Here is a 16,519-nt window from a genome sequence, read left to right on the forward strand (position 1 = left end):
GCCGGTGCGCCCCCGACCACACCCGGCATCCCCGCCCCGCCTCCCCCGTCGCCCACCCCCACCGCGCCCCCGGTCGTCTCCCGCGACGAGATCGTGCGCCGCTTCTCGGGCCGGGCGCCGTCCCAGTGGAGCAACGGCGAGTTCACGCCCATGGCCGGTCTCCACCCAGGTCACCCGCGAGACCGCGAAGGCCCGCCCGGGGTCGATCATCATCGGCCACTTCAACCAGCCGAAGCACCCCACCTTCGACGGGATGAAGGTCGCCCTCCCCCAGATGAGGGCGAGGGGCGTCACCTTCGCGAAGCTGTCCGACTGCGGCGTCTGAGGCCGGGCGTTCAGGCTCCCTGCCAGTACGCCTGCAGCGCCCGGGTGATGAAGTACAGGTCGTCGACCCCAGCCATCTCGCGCGCCGAGTGCATCGACAACAGGGGTACGCCGACGTCGACCACCGTGATGCCGAGGCGCGTCGCGGTGATCGGGCCGATCGTCGAGCCGCACGGCACCGCGTTGTTCGACACGAACGGCTGCGTGGGCACGCCCGCGACGGCGCAGGCCTTGCGCCACAGCTGTGAGCCGATGGCGTCGGTCGCGTACCGCTGGTTGGCGTTGATCTTCAGCAGCGGGCCCTCGTTGAGCAGCGGGCGGTTCACCGGGTCGTGCATGCCGGCGTGGTTCGGGTGGACCGCGTGGCCCGCGTCGATCGACACGCAGGTCGAGCGCGCGATGATGCGGTGGGTCTGGTCGACATCGGCGCCGAGGGCCGCGGCCGTACGCAGCAGCACGTCCTCGAGGATCGGCCCGGCCGCGCCGGAGCGGGTCGCCGACCCGATCTCCTCGTGGTCGAAACACGCCATGACCTGGATGTCGTCGCCGGCCTCGGTGTTGGTCAGCGCGATCAGCGAGGAGTGGACGCCGGTCAGGTTGTCCATGCGGCCCGAGGCGAGGAACTCGTCGTCGGCGCCGAACACGCGCGGCTTCTGGCAGTCATAGGAGATGAGGTCGTGGCCGGCGATGTCGTCGCCGGTCAGCTCGGGACCGCCGTCGGCGTCCGCGTACGACGCGATCACGTCGAGGGGGCGCAGGTCGGGGCGCCCCACCGAATAGACGGGCTGGGTGTGGGCCTGCTTGTCGAGCTTGAGGCCCTCGTCGTTGACCGACCGGTTCAGGTGGATCGCGAGCTGCGGGATGCGCATCAGCGGGCCGGTCTTCACCAGGCGCTGCGCGCCGGCAGGTGTCACGATGCGGCCGGCCAGACCGAGCTCGCGGTCGGTCCACGAGCCGATCAGCGGGCCCCCGTAGACCTCGACGCCCATCTGCTGCCAGCCGGCGTAGCCGTACGCGGGGTCGGGCTTCACCTTGAAGCCCGGCGAGTCGGTGTGGGAGCCGACGATGCGGAACGCGACGCGCTCGACGTCGACCTTCTTCGGCACGCGCCACGCCATGAGCGCGCCGTCGCGGACAAGGAAGTGGCCGCCGGGCGACGCGTCCCACGGCTCGGTCTCGTCCTGGCGGGTGAAGCCCGCCTCCGTCAGCACGCGGGCGAGCTCGGCGGCCGCATGGTAGGAGCTGGGCGACGCCTGCACGAAGGCGGCGAAATCGGTGACGTGCTTGGACGACTCGGCGTGGGGCATGCCCCCATCCAACCACTGGTGGCCGACAAACGCCCGGATCGGCGGAACGTGCTCGTCAGGCCACCACGACAGCCGGGGCGGGCGTACGCCGCCGCTCCGTCAGCCACGTGATCAGCAGCCCCACCGGGCACAGGATGTACAGCAGGACGAACGCCAACATCCAGTCGCGGTCGCCGAGCACCCCGAGCCCCTGCACGGCGGTGAGCACCTGCTCCTGCTCCGGCCGATCCGAGCCCAACGTGACCATGACGAAGAACAGCACCGCCCAGATGACCATCGCGACCACGAGCCACCACCACTTCGGACCCATGGCCAGCCCCAGCGCCCACCACCCCAGCAGGACGACGAGGAACAGGCTGGCCACCATCATGGTGTCCGACCAGAACCAGACCCCGCGTACGTCTGTGGCGGTGACCTCATGGCCCACGATGTGGGGCGCCATGCCCTGGATGCTGGCGACGACCGCGCCACCCAGGGTCGCGGCACCCCAGCCGAACACCGCCAGCAGGACCGTGGCGACGGCCACGGCGAGAGCACCCCGGGCATAGATCGCGCCGTCACCGATCCGATACGACGGGCAATACAGCGCGGCCGGCGAACACCGGCCGATCCAGGGGCGGGCCGCGACCAGTGCGGACTCGACCTGGGCGAGCTGGCTCGCGTACGCGGCCACCCACGCCACCACCGCGCCCAGACCCGCCGCGAGGGCCAGCCAGCGGAACACCACGTGGCGGGACACCAACACCGCCTCGGCCAGGAGCGCGGCCGTGGCCACGACGATCACGAAGGCCGTGATGGGCCCCGACGAGACCGCGAAGAGCGGCACCGCGTCGCGGGGGCCCTCGGGGAGGCGCACCAGCACGGTCCACTGACGCAGGGCGATGAAGGCGCAAAGGGTGGCGAAGGCACCCAGCGCAAGGACGCCGAGATGGCGCATGGTGTGGGGCTCGACGTCGTGTTGCCGCTGCGCGGCCACCGCTGCATTCATCCATCGAGGGTAGGCATCGAGGGGGTCCCCGGAGCGGCACTCAGAAATTGTCAGACCCCTCCTGCAAGATCGAAACCATGGATCCCACCGCTGTCCTCATGCTCGTGATCGGCCTCGCCCTGGGCGCCGCCGGGGCGTGGTTCGCGCTGCGCTCCCGCGGCCTCTCGACCGCCGCCGACGACCGCGCGACCGCCTTCGCCGCCCAGGCCGAGCTAGCGCGTGCCCAGGCCCAGGCGTCCGACGCTCGGGCCGAGGCCGCCGACGCCCGGACGCAGGCCGCCGACGCCCGCGCCGAGACCGCCCACGCGCGGTCCGAGGTCGCCACGTTGCGCACCGAGATCGCCCGCGCCGAGGCCGTCGCGGCCGACGTCCGCAGCGACGTGGCCGAGGCCCGCGCCGAGACCGCCAAGTCCCAGGCCGAGGCCGCCGAGGTCGGGTCCCAGCTCGCCGCCGCGCGCGCCGAGCGCGACGCCGCCCGCGACCGCGCCCAGAAGCTCGCCGAGGACCGGGTCGCGCTGGTCAACGAGTTCAAGGTGCTGTCGGGCGAGACGCTCGAGCGCCAGGGCAAGGCTGCCGACGTGACCGCCGAGCAGCGTTTCGAGAAGACCAAGGCGATCATCGACCCGCTCACCGAGCTGATGGTGAAGTTCTCCGATCGCCTCGCGTCGGTCGAGAAGGACCGCGTCGAGATGTCGACCGAGCTGCGCAACCACGTGCAGATGGTCCAGAACACCGGCGAACACCTGCGCCGCGAGACCCATGCGCTGGCGACGGCGCTCCGCAAGCCGCAGGTCCGCGGCTCGTGGGGCGAGATGCAGCTGAAGCGGGTGGCGGAGTACGCCGGCATGGTCGAGCGCTGCGACTTCGACCTCCAGGCCACCACCACGACGAGCGAGGACCGCACAATCCGGCCCGACATGCGGGTCAACCTCGCCGACGGCAAGTTCCTCTACGTCGACTCGAAGGTGCCGCTCAGCGCTTTCCTCGAGGCCCACGAGACCGAAGACGAGCGGGCGCGCGCCGAGAAGATGGTGCTGTTCGGCAAGAACGTGAAGGGTCACGTCGACCAGCTCTCGTCGAAGCAATACTGGAAGGCCGACTCGGCGACCCCCGAGTTCGTCGTGCTGTTCCTGCCCAACGAGCAGTTCCTGTTCGCGGCGCTCGAGCAGGTCCCCGACCTGCAGGAGTACGCGGCCCACCGCGACGTCGTCGTGGCCACACCGAACACGCTGATCGCGATGCTGCGGTCGGTGGCCTACGGCTGGAAGCAGGCGGCGCTGGCGGAGTCGGCGGCCGAGGTGTTCACGCTCGGGCGCGAGCTCCACGACCGGCTCGCCGCGATGGGCGGCCACGTCGACAAGACGGGCCGCTCGCTCAAGGCGGCCGTGAACGCCTACAACCAGATGGTCGGCTCGATGGAGTCGCGCGTGCTGGTCACCGCGCGCCGGTTCCGCGACCTCCAGGTCACCGACAAGGAGCTGACGTCCTACACCACCGTCGACGAGTCGACGCGCGACATCGCCGCGCCCGAGCTGGTGGAGGACGCGGTCCAGGTCGAGCCGATGATCGGCCGCGAACGCCGCAAGGGGCTGCCGGAGCGCTCGGAGCTCCAGCGCTCGGAGCCCGACCTGCTCGAATGGGCCGACCCGCCCATCGGCCCGAAGCGCGACCGCCGCACGAGCTGAACGACCGGCTCATCCAGACTCCGGCCCCGGACACCGCCCTGTCCGGGGCCGGTTCATGCTTCGACTCGGCCGCAGGCGGCCTCGCTCAGCCAACTGGATCTAGGCTGTCTCCCATGACCGACCTCGTGCTGGACGCCATCGAGCAGCGCATCCTCGGCAGCCTCCTGGAGAAACAGCGCACGGTTCCGGCCTCCTATCCCCTGTCGCTCAACGCCCTGCGTACGGCCTGCAACCAGACCAGCAGCCGCGAGCCCGTCACCGACCACGACGAGCAGGCCATCGAGACCGCCCTGCGCGGGCTGAAGGACCGCGAGCTCGTGCGGTTCGTGTGGGCCGGCAAGGGGTCGCGGGCGATCAAATACCACCAGCGGCTCGACGAGCACCTCTCCCTCGGTGACGACGAGCGCGCGCTCGTCACGGTGCTCCTCCTGCGCGGCCCCCAGTCGGCCGGCGAGCTGAAGGTCCGCACCGAACGGCTTCACCCCTTCGCCGACAAGGGCGAGGCCGAGGCCTGCCTGCAGCGCCTGGCCGAGCGCGAGACCCCGCTCGTCCGGGTTCTCGAGCGGCGCCCCGGCCAGCAGGACCCCCGCTGGATCCATCTCCTCGGCCCGGTCGAGTCGCCCGCCGTCGCCGCCCCGGAGGCCACACCGACCGTCGATCGCGAGCCTGTCATCGCCGACGGCCCTTCGGTCCGCGACCAGAAGGTCGTGGCCGCGTACGACTCGGTGGCCACGGCGTACGCCGACCAGCAGGCCGCCGGACTCCCGGCCTTCGACGCCTGGCTGCTCGGGCGCGTGGCCGACCGCGCCGAGGGTCCCGTCGCCGACGTGGGCTGCGGGCCGGGCGCCACCACCGCGGCCCTGGCCGAGACGGGCGCCGACGTGACGGGCTTCGACCTGGCGCCCGCGATGGTCGACGAGGCCGGCCGGCGCCACCCCGAGGTCACCTTCGCGGTCGGCGACCTGACCCGACTGCTGCGGCCCCGCAACGCGTCGGCGTGGGGGGCCATCACGGCCTGGCAGTCGCTGGTCCACCTCGCGCCGTCGGAGCTGGTCCCCACGCTGGCCGGGTTCGCGCGCGTCCTCGCCCCCGGCGGATGGCTGGCGCTGGCGGTCCACGTCGGGGCCGAGGTGCGCCGCTTCGAGACGCTGTGGGACCAGCCGTTCGCGGTCGACCTCGTGCTGCACGACCCCGACGAGGTGCGGTCCGCCGTCGCGTCGGCCGGATTCGAGATCCACGAGTGGTATGTCCGGGGGCCAGTGCTCGGCGAGGCCGACCCGAACCTGTACGTGCTGGCGCGGACGCCGCAGTCCTGACTCCTCGTCTCGCTGGCGCCCGCTCAGGTCCTGACCGCTCGGGTGGCGAAGTTGAGCCGTGACTATGCGGCTCAACTCCGCCATCCACCCGGTCAGGCATCCCGCGCACCGGACTCTCGCCCACGCCTCCGCCCCCTGCGGCACCATGGGGCAGGTGCCTGACCAGTTGACTGTCCCCTCCGCCGCCGATGTCGACGCCGCCGCGTCCCGCCTCGACGGCGTCATCGCCGACAGCCCGCTGCAGCACAACATTCGCCTGTCCGAGCGCACGGGCGCCCAGGTCTGGGTGAAGCGCGAGGACCTCCAGCCCGTCCGCTCCTACAAGATCAGGGGCGCGTACAACCTCATCAGCCAGCTCTCCGACGCCGAGAAGTCAGCCGGCGTGATCTGTGCGAGCGCCGGCAACCACGGCCAGGGCGTGGCGTACGCGTGCGCGGCCCTTGGCATCCGCGCCCGCATCTTCGTCCCGGCCACGACGCCGCGCCAGAAGCGCGACCGCATGCGCAAGCTCGGCGGAGGACAGATCGAGCTCGTGGTCACCGGCGACACGTATGACCAGGCCGCCGCCGCCGCCGCGACCGAGGCCGCCACCACCGGCGCCACGATCGTCCCGGCCTTCGACGACCCCCGCACGATCGCCGGCCAGGGCACCCTCGCGGCCGAGGTCGTCGAGCAACTCGGCGGCGCCCCCGACGTCATCGTGATCCCGGTCGGCGGCGGCGGCATGCTCGCCGGGTGCGCCACCTGGTTCGCCGCCCACCACCCCGAGACGCGCATCGTCGGCGTGGAGCCGGCCGGCGCGGCGTGCATGGGCGCGGCCGTACGCGCGGGCGGTCCCGTCAGCCTCGACCGCATCGACACGTTCGTCGACGGCGCCGCCGTCAGCCGCGCGGGCGACCTGACCCACCGCATCATCGCCGACGCCGGGATCGAGCTGACGGCGGCGCCCGAGGGCCAGATCTGCCACGAGATGCTGGAGCTGTATCAGACCGACGGCATCATCGCCGAGCCCGCGGGCGCCCTCGCGGCGTCGACGTTGGGCCGTCAGGTCGACGTCGAGCCCGGACAGACCGTCGTCGCGATCGTCTCGGGTGGCAACAACGACGTCTCACGCTATTCCGAGATCGTCGAGCGCTCCCTGGTGTGGGAGGGCCGCAAGCACTATTTCCTCGTGAACTTCCCGCAGGAGCCCGGAGCGCTGCGCCGGTTCCTCGACGAGGTGCTGGGCCCCGACGACGACATCGCGCTGTTCGAGTATGTGAAGCGGTCCAACCGCGAGACCGGCCCGGCGCTGGTGGGCGTGGAGCTGGGGTCCGCGGACGACCTGGCGGGCCTGCTGGACCGCATGGAGCGGTCGCCGATGCAGGTCGAGCCGGTGGACCCGGACGGACCGTTCTATCGGTTCTTGGTGTAGTTCGGCATCATTCCCAGAGTGCCACCACGTCGTCGGGCAGAGGATCACCGAAATCGTCAGGAACCTCGAAGTCCATGACGCCAAAAGTACGTTCGGCAGGCGCGCCCACGGACGTCTGCTCATCGGTCATGAATCAAGCGTGCGTGTTCGGCACCTGCGCGTCAACGGTCACCTTTCGCTCTCGAGATGCGACCAGACGCCTTCCAGCGTGCGCGACCTGATTCCATGATCCTGCAGCGCAACCCAGGAGGACTCCCATGAAGATCGCCGTCGCCCAGGTCTGCACCGACCGTGACGTCGCCGCGAACCTCGACCTCGTCGCCGCCAAGGTCGCCGAGGCCGCCGACGCCGGGGCCGAGCTGGTCGTGCTCCCCGAGGCCACCATGCGGGCCTTCGGCCACAACCTGACCGAGATCGCCGAGCCGCTCGACGGACCGTTCGCCACCCGCGTACGCGCCCTCGCGCGCGAGCACCGCATCACCGTCGTGCTCGGCATGTTCACCCCCGGCGACGGCGAGAAGGTACGCAACACCCTGCTCATCGCCGGGCCGGACGCCGACGCCAGCTATGGCAAGGTCCACCTCTTCGACGCCTTCGGGTTCAAGGAGTCCGACACCGTCGACCCGGGTGAAGGGCTGACGCGGTTCGAGGTCGGCGGCGAGACGGTGGGCGTGGCCACCTGCTACGACGTGCGGTTCCCGCAGCTGTTCATCGAGCACGCGCGGGCGGGTGCCCGCGTACAGATCGTGTGCGCGAGTTGGGGTTCGGGCAGGGGCAAGGCCGAGCAGTGGGACCTGCTGGTGCGCGCCCGCGCGCTCGACTCGACGTCGTTCGTGGTCGCGTGCGGCCAGGCCGATCCGGCGCAGTCGGGTGTCGAGGCCAAGGAGGGCGCCCCCACCGGCATCGGCCACAGCCAGGTCGTGTCGCCGATGGGTGAGGTGCTCGCGAAGGCGGAGGGTGCCCCGGAACTGCTGGTGGTGGACATCGATCCGGCCGAGGCCGACCGGGCGCGCGAGGCGATCCCGGTGCTGGTCAACGCGAAGCTGAGCTAGCCGGCTCGCTGGACGATCTGCGGAGATCGGACGTTTCGAGCCGATCTGGGCCGTCAGACGGCCGATCTCTGCACATCGTCCATGACGCCGCGCAGTGATCAGTTCTTCGCCGCCCGATAGCCCGCGTCCTCGGCGTCCGACCCGCTCGCGAAGCATTCCTCCGGCTCCGTCACCTTGTAGGAGCCCCCACCCGGGCGGTGATAGATCCATTCCTTGGTGCTGCGGCTGCCCTGATTGCCCTTGATCGGCGCGCTCGCCGGACAGTCCTTCCCCACCGGCGCCACAGCGCCTCCACCAGCGGCGCGCGCCGGTTCGGGCGGTTCCGCCGAGCGCGTCGTCGGCGGCGCCGTCGTACGCGGGGCCGCCGCGGTCGTGCGTACGGCCGTGGTCCGGGCGGGCGTGGGCGCCGACGTCGTACGCGGGGTCGCGGCCGACCGGCTGGCCGTGGCGACGGGCGTGGGCTCGGGTGTACGCGACGGCGCCGCCGGAGCCGCACTGGGAGTGGGCACCTCGCTGGGACTGGTCACGGGCGCCGGCGCTGACGCCGCAGGCACCCCCGCGGCAACCTTCACCGGCGTCGGCGCCGCCTTCGGCACCTCAGGACCGCAGCCCACCACCGCCGCTCCCGTGATCGCCACGGCCACACCCACAACCACAGTCCTGCGCATCGCTGTTCCCCCGCCTCGTCGTCAGGGACGATCATCCTCCCCGGTCAGCGTCGGCGCAGGCGTTTGCACAAAAGAACTGACGCTCCCCTCAGCGCCCGCCCTTCTCCTTCTTCATGATCTTCCGCAGCTCCGGCGGCAGCGCGAACGTCAGCGTCTCCTCGGTCAGCACCTCTTCCTGGCCCGCCGGGAATCCCCGCTCCTGCAGGAATTCCATGACGCCCTGCACCAGCACGTCCGGCACCGACGCGCCCGACGTGATGCCGACCGACTCGACGCCGTCGAGCCACTCCTCGCGGATCTCGGCCGCGTTGTCCACCCGGTACGCCGACTTCGCCCCGGCCTCCAGCGCGACCTCGACCAGGCGTACGGAGTTCGACGAGTTGGCCGACCCGACCACGATGACGAGGTCGGAGTGGCCGGCGATCTGCTTGACCGCGGCCTGGCGGTTCGACGTCGCATAGCAGATGTCGTCCGACGGCGGGTCGATGAGCTTCGGGAACTTCGCGCGCAGCGCGGCGACGATCGCCATGGTCTCGTCGACCGACAGCGTCGTCTGCGACAGCCACGCCACCTTCTCGGGGTCGCGTACGGTCACCGACGCGACGTCGTCGACCGACTGGACCAGCGTGATGTGCTCCGGCGCCTCGCCCGACGTGCCCTCGACCTCCTCGTGGCCCTCGTGGCCGATGAGCAGGATGTCGAGGTCTTCGCGCGCATAGCGCTTCGCCTCGTGATGGACCTTCGTCACCAGCGGGCAGGTGGCGTCGATGGTCTGGAGGTGGCGGCGGCCGGCCTCCTCGTGGACCATCGGCGAGACGCCGTGGGCGGAGAAGACGGTGATGGAGCCCTCCGGCACCTCGTTCAGCTCGTCGACGAAGATCGCGCCGCGCTCCTCGAGCGTCTCGACGACGTGCTTGTTGTGGACGATCTGCTTGCGGACATAGACCGGCGCGCCATAGTGCTCCAGCGCCTTCTCGACGGTCACCACGGCGCGGTCGACACCCGCGCAATAACCCCGGGGGGCGGCGACGGCGACACGCTTGACGGTCGTGGTCTTCTCAGCAGTCATGCGTGTCAGTCTACGTGGCTAGGGTGAGTCCATGGCCCTCGACAGTTCCCCCGACTCGCCGCAGCCGCTCGGCCGCGTCCTGCGGGCGATGTCGGCCTATGTCGACCGCTGCGGCTGGATCTGGGTGGAGGCCCAGGTGATCGAGATCAAGCGGCGCCAGGCCGAGATCCAATTCCTCACGCTGCGCGACCGGCTGGCCGAGATGTCGGTGTCGGTCAGCGTCCCACGCTCGGTCCTCGACCTCGCCGGCCCGCTCACCGAAGGCATGGTCGTGACCGCCCACCTCCACCCGAGGATCTGGGAGAAGAACGGCTCGTTCTCGTTCGCCTGCGACGAGCTGCGACCCTCGGGCGAGGGCCGCCTCCTCGCCGAGCTCGAACAGCGCAAGCGGCGCCTCCAGGCCGAGGGCCTGTTCGCGCGCGAGCTCAAGAAGCGGCTGCCGTTCCTCCCCCGCGCCATCGGGCTGGTCACCGGCGCCGGCTCGGCCGCCGAGCGCGACGTGGTCGAGAACGTCCGCGACCGCTGGCCGGGCGCGGTGTTCGAGACCCGCCACGTGCTGATGCAGGGCCCCCAGTCGGCCCAACAAGTGATGGACGCCGTCGCCGAGCTCGACCGCGCCGACGAGGTCGACGTCATCGTCGTCGCCCGCGGCGGCGGCTCGCTGGAGGACCTCCTGCCGTTCTCCGACGAGGGGCTCGCCCGCGCGGTCTTCGCGGCCCGCACGCCGGTCGTCAGCGCCATCGGCCACGAGGTCGACACCCCGATCCTCGACCTCGTCGCCGACCTGCGCGCCTCGACCCCGACCGACGCCGCCAAGCGCGTCGTGCCGGACGTGCGCGACGAGCTCGACCGCGTACGCCAGGCGCGCGACCGCCTGCGCTCCCGCGTCGTCGAGCGCGTACGCCGCGACCAGCAACAGCTCGCCGACCTCCGCTCGCGGCCGGCGCTGCGTGACCCGCTGCACGCGTTCACCATCCGCCACCAGCAGATCGACGACCTCGCCGCGCGGGCCGACCGTGCGCTCGACGCCCATTTCCGCTCTGAGCAGCAGGGCCTGACGAGCGACCTGAACCGCGTCCGCGCGATGTCGCCGCGTTCGACGCTGCAGCGGGGCTACGCGATCCTGGTCGACGGCGCCGGCGACTCGATCACCTCGGTCGACGACGTCGAGGTCGACGACGACCTGCAGGTCTATCTGGGCGACGGCGAGCTCGTCGTCGCCGTCCGCGACATCCACGCGAGCGAGGCCCGCCAGGGCGACGAAGGAGAGAGCGATGAGTGAGCCCCAGTCCAGCCAGGTCAACAAGGCCGACCCCAAGGCCGGCCAGGCCGACGAGATCACCTACGAGGCGGCGCGCGACGAGCTCGTCGACGTCGTACGCCGGCTCGAGTCGGGCGGCACCACGCTGAAGGAGTCGATGGAGCTGTGGGAGCGCGGCGAGAAGCTCGCCGACATCTGCCAGCGCTGGCTCGACGGCGCCAAGGCCCGCATCGACGAGGCGCGGGCGAAGGACGCGGCGAGCGACTGAATCAGCGGCGGCGGCTTTCCAGCGATCCCTGCACCACCGACCGGGCCCCGTCGCCGAGCAGTGCCTCGACGGCCTCGGTCACCTCGTCCCGCAGCCGGCTGGCCTCCGGCAGCCCGTCGAGTCCCAACACTTCAAGGCAGCGCGAAACCCAGCCCCGCACGTCGTCCGGGGCGAACCCCTCGCGGAGCACCACCAGGACCTCGGCGTCGTCACGCGCCACGAAGTCCGGGTTCGCCGCGCCGCGCGCGTACAGGACCAGCAGCGCCGCCAGCGAGGTCACCGACAGCGGTGCCCCCTCGCCGGCCGCCCACCGGTCCAGCACGACCGGCAGGTTGCGCGAGCGCCACTTCGCGGCCGAGTTGAGGCTGATGTCGGCGAGCCGGTGGTGGAGCGACGGGTTGTCGAAGCGCTCGAGGATGGCGGCGGCGAACTCCCGCAGCTCGGCGGCGTCACCGTCGATCGTGGGCAGCACCTCGGTGTCGATCATGGTCTGCAGCCAGGCCCGCAGGTCGAGGTCGCCGAACGGCTGGTCGACGGTCTCGTGGCCGAGTTGGAGCCCCAGGAGCGCCATCGCGGTGTGGCAGCCGTTCAGGACGCGCACCTTCTTGTCGCGGAAGGGGCCAACCTCGGCGCGATCGACGAACCGCACGCCCAGGTCCAGGCGGTCCAGCGGCAACAGCCCAGCCAGGCGCGGCCCTCCCCCGATCACCCACAGCGAGAAGAGTTCACCCTTCACGAGCGCCCGGTCGTCCCAGCCGGTCTCGGCGGCGATGGCGTCGGCCTCGTCGGCGGGGAACCCCGAGACGATGCGGTCGACGAGCATGTCGCAGAACTCGTTGTGCTCGTCGAGCCACGTGGTGAAGTCACTCCCCCACCCGGCCCGGGCGGCGTGCTGGTGGACCATGCGGCGCAGGGTCGTGCCGTTGTCCTCGATCAGCTCGCAGCAGACGATCGACAACCCGGCGGCCGGGTCGCCCCCGAAGGAGTCGAACCGGTCGTGGAGCAGTTGGGCGATCTTGGCCGGGAAGCTCGGCGCGGGACGCCGCTCGAGGTCGTCCTCGACATAGACGATGCCCGCCTCCGTGGTGTTGGAGATCACGACGCGGAGGTCGGGCGACAGGGCGACCTCCTGGTACGCCTCGGGGTCGGCGTACGGGTCGATCACGGTCTGAACCGCGTCCACGAGGTCGACGCGGCGATGCGCTCGACCGTCACGGATGCCCTCCAGGCAGACCTGGAACAGTCCGTCCTGGTCGACCAGCGGCTCGGCGGGCCGGTCCGCGCGGTGGGTCGCGTACGCGATGGCGATGCCGTGGTCGGTGAGGCCCGCGTCGTTGGACTGCTGGACCATCCAGTCGGCGAAGCCGCGCAGGAAGTTGCCGGAGCCGAACTGGAGGATCGTGATGGGGCGCGCCGGGACGGTGTGGGTGGTCCGGTCGAGCGGACGGGGCGTGGGGGTCATGGGTGCTCCTGTTCCTAGGTGACGGCGCCGAGCTGCCAGGGGACGAACTCCTCCTGGCCGAGGCCCAGCTCCTCGCTCACGGTGCGCCGGCCCGACGCGACGTCGATGATGGCCTCGAAGATCTCGCGGCCGACCTCCTCGAGCCCGGCCGTGCCGTCGGCGATGCGGCCGGCGTTGATGTCCATGTCGTCGACGAGCCGGTCGAAGGTCTCGGTGTTGGTGCAGACCTTGATGATGGGGCTCGGGCGGGAGCCGATGACCGACCCGCGACCGGTGGTGAACACCACCACCGTGGCGCCGCCCCCGATGAGGCCGGTGACCGAGACGGGGTCATAGCCCGGGGTGTCCATGAGCTTCAGCCCCGGCCCCTGGATGGGCTCCGCATAGTCGATCACATCGGTCAGGTCCGCCCGGCCGGCCTTCGCCACCGCGCCGAGCGACTTCTCGAGAATGGTGGTCAGCCCGCCCGCCTTGTTGCCGGGCGACGGGTTGTTGTCGAGGCTGCCACCCCCACGCTGCACGTAGTCACGCCACCACTCGAGCCTGTCGAGCAGCTTCTGGCCCACGTCGCGCGAGACGGCGCGCCGCGTCAGCAGCGCCTCTGCCCCGAAGACCTCCGGCACCTCGGCCAGCACCGAGCTGGCGCCCGCGGCGACCAGGAGGTCGGACGCGTACCCGAGTGCGGGGTTGGCCGTGATGCCGGAATAGCCGTCGGAGCCGCCGCAGTTCAGCCCGAGGACCAGCTTCGAAAGCGGCTGGTCGGTCCGCTCGCGGGCGTCGAGCTCGGGGAGCATGCGCGCGAGCGCGTCCAGTCCCGCGCGCACGGTCGCGCGGATTCCGCCCTCCGCCTGGATCGTCATCTCCTCCACCAGGGTGTCGGACGGAATGGGGCTCGACGCGGCGAGGTCGTCGACCTGCAACACCTCGCACCCGAGCCCGACCACCAAGAGCCCACCGAAGTTGGGGTGGGCGGCATAGCCGCGCAGGGTCCGCTGGAGCGTGGATCCCCCCTGCGACGCGGGGATCATCCCGCAGCCGCTGCCGTGGGTCAGCGCCACGACGCCGTCGACGTTGGGGAAGTCGGCGAGCAGGGGCTTGGCCTGCTCCGCGATCATCTTCGCGGTGGACGCCGAGCAGTTGACCGAGGTCAGGATCCCGATGTAGTTGCGGGTGCCGACCCGCCCGTCGGCGCGCAGGAACCCGCGGAACGTACGCCCGGCCGGTGGCTCCGGCAGCTCGGCCGTCACGGTCGCGAACTCGTAGCCGCCGACCTCCTCGACATAGCCGAGGTTGTGCACGTGCACGTGCTCTCCGGGCGTGATGTCGACGGTCGCGAGCCCGATGGACTGGCCGTACTTGTGGACGCGATCGCCCTCGGCGACCGGTTTCAGCGCCACCTTGTGACCACGGGGCACGTCGGATCGCGCGGTGATGGTCCCGTCGGGTCCGGTGAACGCCTCACCGGCCACCAGGTCACGCATCGCCACGGCGACGTCGTCGCCGCGGTCGAGCACGAGGATCGAAGGTGTGGTGTCGGACATGTCACTCCTTGGTCGGATTGGTGCTGTTGGTGCGGCCGTCCACGCGCTCGGCGGTCCCGCCCTCGATCTCCGCCGCGTCGCGTGCGTGGATCTCCACCAGCATCTCCTTCAGCCGATGCTCGGTGAGCGGATAGAGGAGGAGCAGGGTGAGCGCCGCCAACGTCAGCGCCACCGCCGGATAGAGCGTCTGGAGCCCCTTGATGCCGTTCAGGATCCCCGCGACCTGCTCGGGGCTCGTGCCGTCGGTGGTGAACCCATTGTGGTAGCCGATGACGTTCAACCCCACACCGGCCAGGCCTGCCGCGAGCGCCTGGGCGATCTTGCGGGAGAAGTTGAACATGGAATAGGTGATGCCCTCACGGCGCACGCCGGTCCGCCAGTGTACGTAGTCGATCACGTCCGACACCATCGCCCACGTCACACCGTTGGGGAGGGCCACGCCCACGAAGGTCAGCGCGTACAGAACCGTGAAGACGTAGGGATTCGTGGGGATGAGGAAGTTCACGAGAGAGGCGACCGCCGCGATCGCGAACCCCAGCAGCGCGGTGTTGCGCTTGCCGAGTTTCTTGACCAGGAAGGGGATCGAGAGGATCGCGATGACCGATGCGCCGATGCCGAAGAAGTTGATGTAGCTCAGCAGCTCGATGTTGCGCAGGTTGTACTTCGAGAAGTACGCCATCATCGCCGGCATGATGTTGTAGGCGGAGATCGAGAACACGGTCATGAGCACCAGCGTCAGGAGCGCCCGGTTGGTGAAGACGGTGCGGGCGAAGGTCGCCGGCGTGATCTTCTCCTGCGGGTTGCGCACCACCGGCACGTCCTCCGTGGTGCCGCGGAAGCAGGCGAGGAAGCCCAACACGCCGACGATCGACATGGCTGCGGCGGCCGCCGCGTACCCCGTCTGGCTGAGCTGGCCCGCGCCCCCGCTGACGGCCACGACGATGGGCATGAAGGCCACACCCGTGACCAGCAGCGCGCCCACCGACCCGGCCTGGCGGAACGCCGCCAACTGCGCGCGTTGCTCGGAGTCCTGCGTCATCACCGAGGCCAGCGAGCCGTACGGGACGTTGGTGAAGCTGTAGAGGACGCCCCACGCGGCGTAGGAGAAGTACGCGTACGCCAGCTTCACGTCGTGGGACCCACTCGGGCTGAGGAACGTGAACACTGTCAGGACGGCCAGCGCGATGGAGGCATACATCATCACCGGCTTGAAGCGACCGTGCTTGCCGACCTTCGTGCGGCCGTCGACGTACGTCCCCGCGACCGGGTCCATGAAGGCGTCGAAGATCTTGGTGAACGCGAAGACTCCGGCGGCGGCGATCGGCGTGATCCCGGCGATCTCGGTGTAGAAGTACAGCAGGTACGCCTGCCCGAGATCGAACATGAACCCGTTGCCGAAGTCACCCAGGCCATAGCTGAGCTTCTCCTTGAACGTCAGCCTTCGCAGGCCGGCACGCGTCAGGTCGGCCGTGAGGTCGGGGGTGGTGGTGGTCATCGTCGACTCCCGTGTTGGTCCGTGCGCTCAGCCGCGGGCGGCGTACGCGGCCTTCGGCAGGTGGTAGGCGAGGTCGGCGGCGGTATCGATCGCCTCGTCCTCGGTGAGGCGGTGCTCCGCGACGAGGCGCGAGAGGTAGTGGGCGCTGATGCGCCGATAGAGGTCGTGGCGCGCGGGGATCGAGCAATAGGCCCGGGTGTCATCGACGAATCCCGACATGTTGGAGAATCCGGCGGTCTCGGTCGCGCCCTCGAAGAACCGCAGCATGCCCTCGGGCGAGTCGATGAACCACCACGGGGCGCCGAGCCGCAGGGACGCGTACGCCCCCGCCAGCGGGGCCAGCTCGCGGGTGTAGACGTCCTCGTCGAGGGTGAACACGATGCAGCGGAAGGCGGGATCGGCGCCGAACGCGTCCAGCATGGGCCGCAGGTTCCGGGTGTATTCGGCGGCCACCGGGATGTCGAATCCCTTGTCCTGGCCGTGGGCGCGGTAGGTGCCGCTGTGATGGTCGCGCAGGACGCCGGGGTGGATCTGCATCACGAGCCCGTCGTCGGCGCTCATCTTCGCCATCTGGAACAGCATGTGGGCGGCGAAGGCGTGCACCTGATCTTCGGTCACCTCGCCCCCGGAGGTCCGGCGTTCAAGATCGCGGCCGCCTCCGCGTCGGGG

General features: G+C 70.8%; 15 protein-coding genes. 6 read left to right on the forward strand and 9 right to left on the reverse strand.

The genetic code is table 11. The features are described from left to right. Positions 1-335: 335 nt before the first annotated feature. Both ACYVAG_RS02170 and ACYVAG_RS02175 read right to left on the reverse strand, forming a co-directional pair. Complete coding sequence (locus ACYVAG_RS02170) at positions 336-1,631, reverse strand: M18 family aminopeptidase (RefSeq protein WP_460765868.1); 1,296 nt, start codon at positions 1,629-1,631, stop codon at positions 336-338. 55 nt (positions 1,632-1,686) lie between these two features. After that, positions 1,687-2,619 (reverse strand): hypothetical protein, encoded by a 933-nt coding sequence (locus ACYVAG_RS02175; protein WP_460765871.1) that lies wholly within the window; start codon positions 2,617-2,619, stop codon positions 1,687-1,689. Positions 2,620-2,696: 77 nt separating this feature from the next. Here ACYVAG_RS02175 and ACYVAG_RS02180 point away from each other — a divergent pair, with 77 nt between their 5' ends. The 3 genes from ACYVAG_RS02180 (at position 2,697) to ilvA (ending at position 7,034) form a co-directional block, all read left to right on the forward strand. Next, positions 2,697-4,304 carry a DNA recombination protein RmuC gene (locus tag ACYVAG_RS02180; protein ID WP_460765874.1) on the forward strand — a complete coding sequence of 536 codons (1,608 nt, stop codon included), beginning with the start codon at positions 2,697-2,699 and terminating at the stop codon, positions 4,302-4,304. Between the two features lie 113 nt (positions 4,305-4,417). Continuing rightward, the gene (locus ACYVAG_RS02185) at positions 4,418-5,620 is read left to right on the forward strand and encodes a DUF480 domain-containing protein (RefSeq protein WP_460765877.1); all 1,203 of its coding nucleotides are present in this window, start codon (positions 4,418-4,420) and stop codon (positions 5,618-5,620) included. A gap of 154 nt (positions 5,621-5,774) precedes the next feature. Beyond that, positions 5,775-7,034, forward strand: a complete 1,260-nt coding sequence (gene ilvA, locus ACYVAG_RS02190) for a threonine ammonia-lyase IlvA (RefSeq protein ID WP_460765880.1) — start codon at positions 5,775-5,777, stop codon at positions 7,032-7,034. Positions 7,035-7,041: 7 nt separating this feature from the next. Here ilvA and ACYVAG_RS02195 read toward each other — a convergent pair whose 3' ends face one another. After that, positions 7,042-7,164 (reverse strand): hypothetical protein, encoded by a 123-nt coding sequence (locus ACYVAG_RS02195; protein ID WP_460765883.1) that lies wholly within the window; start codon positions 7,162-7,164, stop codon positions 7,042-7,044. Positions 7,165-7,291: 127 nt separating this feature from the next. Between ACYVAG_RS02195 and ACYVAG_RS02200 the strand changes: the two genes are divergently transcribed. Further along, on the forward strand, positions 7,292-8,086 hold the full coding sequence (locus ACYVAG_RS02200; protein ID WP_460765886.1) for a carbon-nitrogen hydrolase family protein: 795 nt from the start codon (positions 7,292-7,294) through the stop codon (positions 8,084-8,086). Between the two features lie 98 nt (positions 8,087-8,184). Here the strand turns inward: ACYVAG_RS02200 and ACYVAG_RS02205 are convergent, their stop codons facing one another. Together ACYVAG_RS02205 and ACYVAG_RS02210 are read right to left on the reverse strand one after the other, a co-directional pair. Beyond that, positions 8,185-8,724, reverse strand: a complete 540-nt coding sequence (locus ACYVAG_RS02205; protein WP_460765889.1) for a sunset domain-containing protein — start codon at positions 8,722-8,724, stop codon at positions 8,185-8,187. Between the two features lie 118 nt (positions 8,725-8,842). Then, positions 8,843-9,823, reverse strand: a complete 981-nt coding sequence (locus tag ACYVAG_RS02210) for a 4-hydroxy-3-methylbut-2-enyl diphosphate reductase (protein ID WP_460765891.1) — start codon at positions 9,821-9,823, stop codon at positions 8,843-8,845. Positions 9,824-9,854: 31 nt separating this feature from the next. On the opposite strand from ACYVAG_RS02210, the gene xseA reads away from it, so the two are divergent. Together xseA and ACYVAG_RS02220 are read left to right on the forward strand one after the other, a co-directional pair. Further along, entirely contained in the window at positions 9,855-11,105 is a 1,251-nt protein-coding gene (gene xseA, locus ACYVAG_RS02215; protein ID WP_460765894.1) for an exodeoxyribonuclease VII large subunit, read from the forward strand. Beyond that, complete coding sequence (locus ACYVAG_RS02220; RefSeq protein WP_460765896.1) at positions 11,098-11,352, forward strand: exodeoxyribonuclease VII small subunit; 255 nt, start codon at positions 11,098-11,100, stop codon at positions 11,350-11,352. Before xseA ends, ACYVAG_RS02220 begins: the two co-directional genes overlap by 8 nt. Before the next feature lies 1 nt (position 11,353). Here ACYVAG_RS02220 and ACYVAG_RS02225 read toward each other — a convergent pair whose 3' ends face one another. Genes ACYVAG_RS02225 through ACYVAG_RS02240 form a run of 4 tightly spaced genes read right to left on the reverse strand, consistent with a single transcriptional unit; the run spans position 11,354 to position 16,468 of the window. Continuing rightward, on the reverse strand, positions 11,354-12,814 hold the full coding sequence (locus ACYVAG_RS02225) for a tagaturonate reductase (protein WP_460765899.1): 1,461 nt from the start codon (positions 12,812-12,814) through the stop codon (positions 11,354-11,356). Positions 12,815-12,828: 14 nt separating this feature from the next. Then, positions 12,829-14,355, reverse strand: coding sequence for a UxaA family hydrolase (locus ACYVAG_RS02230; RefSeq protein ID WP_460765902.1), 1,527 nt, complete (start codon positions 14,353-14,355; stop codon positions 12,829-12,831). 1 nt (position 14,356) lies between these two features. Then, positions 14,357-15,850, reverse strand: coding sequence for a glycoside-pentoside-hexuronide (GPH):cation symporter (locus tag ACYVAG_RS02235; RefSeq protein WP_460765905.1), 1,494 nt, complete (start codon positions 15,848-15,850; stop codon positions 14,357-14,359). A gap of 27 nt (positions 15,851-15,877) precedes the next feature. Continuing rightward, complete coding sequence (locus ACYVAG_RS02240; protein WP_460765908.1) at positions 15,878-16,468, reverse strand: glucuronate isomerase; 591 nt, start codon at positions 16,466-16,468, stop codon at positions 15,878-15,880. Positions 16,469-16,519: the final 51 nt, after the last annotated feature.

The organism is Mariniluteicoccus flavus, from assembly GCF_054776655.1.

Coding starts and splice junctions, on each gene's coding strand:
- ACYVAG_RS02200 (WP_460765886.1), top strand. CDS start 7,292: ATGAAGATCGCCGTCGCCCAGGTCTGCACCGACCGTGACGTCGCCGCG.
- ACYVAG_RS02225 (WP_460765899.1), bottom strand. CDS start 12,814: ATGACCCCCACGCCCCGTCCGCTCGACCGGACCACCCACACCGTCCCG.
- ACYVAG_RS02175 (WP_460765871.1), bottom strand. CDS start 2,619: ATGAATGCAGCGGTGGCCGCGCAGCGGCAACACGACGTCGAGCCCCAC.
- ACYVAG_RS02230 (WP_460765902.1), bottom strand. CDS start 14,355: ATGTCCGACACCACACCTTCGATCCTCGTGCTCGACCGCGGCGACGAC.
- xseA (WP_460765894.1), top strand. CDS start 9,855: ATGGCCCTCGACAGTTCCCCCGACTCGCCGCAGCCGCTCGGCCGCGTC.
- ACYVAG_RS02195 (WP_460765883.1), bottom strand. CDS start 7,164: ATGACCGATGAGCAGACGTCCGTGGGCGCGCCTGCCGAACGTACTTTT.
- ACYVAG_RS02170 (WP_460765868.1), bottom strand. CDS start 1,631: ATGCCCCACGCCGAGTCGTCCAAGCACGTCACCGATTTCGCCGCCTTC.
- ACYVAG_RS02185 (WP_460765877.1), top strand. CDS start 4,418: ATGACCGACCTCGTGCTGGACGCCATCGAGCAGCGCATCCTCGGCAGC.
- ACYVAG_RS02220 (WP_460765896.1), top strand. CDS start 11,098: ATGAGTGAGCCCCAGTCCAGCCAGGTCAACAAGGCCGACCCCAAGGCC.
- ACYVAG_RS02235 (WP_460765905.1), bottom strand. CDS start 15,850: ATGACCACCACCACCCCCGACCTCACGGCCGACCTGACGCGTGCCGGC.
- ACYVAG_RS02180 (WP_460765874.1), top strand. CDS start 2,697: ATGGATCCCACCGCTGTCCTCATGCTCGTGATCGGCCTCGCCCTGGGC.
- ACYVAG_RS02210 (WP_460765891.1), bottom strand. CDS start 9,823: ATGACTGCTGAGAAGACCACGACCGTCAAGCGTGTCGCCGTCGCCGCC.